This is a genomic window from Deinococcus alpinitundrae, assembly GCF_009982895.1.
GTDB lineage: Bacteria > Deinococcota > Deinococci > Deinococcales > Deinococcaceae > Deinococcus > Deinococcus alpinitundrae.
Window position 1 is genome coordinate 1 of record NZ_WXZL01000251.1, and the last position, 271, is coordinate 271.

At 42.4% G+C, this 271-nt stretch carries 1 protein-coding gene; it reads left to right on the forward strand.

Annotated elements, in window-relative coordinates:
• Positions 1-271 (forward strand): recombinase RecT (locus GUI70_RS23255; RefSeq protein WP_202630600.1); only part of this gene is annotated, 271 nt, incomplete at both ends.

A 271-nucleotide genomic window follows, 5' to 3' on the forward strand; every position in this document is an offset into this window, starting at 1 on the left:
TTTAGCGGTTACAGAGTTCAGAAAAAACCCAATGCTTAAAGAATGCACGCCTGAGTCTTTGCTTGGAGCCGTTATGCAAGCGGCGCAAGTTGGATTAGAACCGGACGCGCTGGGGTCGGCCTATCTTGTGCCTTATTACAACAAGAACAAGAACGTTAAAGAAGTTCAATTGCAGATCGGATATAAGGGCTTGATCGAATTAGTCAGAAGATCAGGCCAAGTAACAAGCATTGTAGCAAATGAAGTCTATGAAAATGATGAATTTGATTTC